Annotated in this window: 1 protein-coding gene; it reads right to left on the bottom strand. The window is 51.3% G+C overall.

The features are described from left to right. Positions 1-1,212, bottom strand: a 1,212-nt coding sequence (locus K6Y31_RS21960) for an immunoglobulin-like domain-containing protein (RefSeq protein WP_233055164.1), incomplete at both ends; no start/stop codon positions are given.

The raw sequence follows: 1,212 nt of genomic DNA, 5'->3' as shown, positions 1-1,212 counted from the left end.
TTAAATCAGTCGCTGGCGCGTTATCCACACTCACGGTGTAAGTCGCGCTTTCACCTTCGACTACGCTAGTCGCACCGCTTAAGGTTAAGGTGGTGGTGTCCTCGCTGCCCGGAATCTCATCACTGCCGGTTTGGTCATTGATGGTGGTTTCAACTACCGAGGTGCCTTTCACTAAGTTCTCGTAGCTGCCGCCGCTGGTGTTACCCAATGACACGTTGAATTTTTCACCACTGTCAGCAATGGCATCATCTAAGGTCGCCACGGTAAAGTCAGTTGATAAGGTACTTGCTTTGATCACCACGTTTTGGGTTTGTGCGATCACGTCACCGTTATCAGTGGTGATATGACCAGTGATCACTTGTACCGTTAAATCAGTCGCTGGCGCGTTATCCACACTCACGGTGTAAGTCGCGCTTTCACCTTCGACTACGCTAGTCGCACCGCTTAAGGTTAAGGTGGTGGTGTCCTCGCTGCCCGGAATCTCATCACTGCCAGTTTGGTCATTGATGGTGGTTTCAACTACCGAGGTGCCTTTCACTAAGTTCTCGTAGCTGCCGCCGTTGGTATTACCCAGTGACACGTTGAATTTCTCACCGCTGTCTGCAATGGCATCATCTAAGGTCGCCACGGTAAAGTCAGTTGATAGAGTGCCTGCTTTGATCACCACGTCTTGGGTTTGCGCAATCACGTCACCGTTATCGGTGGTGATGTGGCCAGTGATCACTTGTACCGTTAAATCAGTCGCTGGCGCGTTATCCACACTCACGGTGTAAGTCGCGCTTTCCCCTTCAACCACAGTGCTTGCACCGCTTAAGGTCAAGGTGGTGGTGTCCTCGCTGCCCGGAATTTCATCACTGCCAGTTTGGTCATTGATGGTGGTTTCAACTGCCGAGGTGCCTTTCACTAAGTTCTCGTAGCTACCGCCGTTGGTGTTACCCAATGACACGTTGAATTTCTCACCGCTATCAGCAATGGCATCATCAAGGGTTGCAACCGTAAAGTCAGTTGATAGGGTGCCCGCTTTAATGACCACGTCTTGGGTTTGTGCAATCACGTCACCGTTATCGGTGGTGATATGACCAGTGATCACTTGGACCGTTAAATCCGTCGTAGGCGCCTTATCCACGCTCACAGTGTAAGTCGCGCTTTCACCTTCCACTACTGTCGTCGCACCGCTTAAGGTTAAAGTGGTGGTGTCTTCGACGCCTGGGA

This window comes from Motilimonas cestriensis (assembly GCF_021295315.1).
GTDB lineage: Bacteria > Pseudomonadota > Gammaproteobacteria > Enterobacterales > CBDFNC01 > Motilimonas > Motilimonas cestriensis.
The sequence above is the reverse complement of the archived record's forward strand: the minus strand, read 5'-3'. Positions and strand labels throughout refer to the sequence as shown.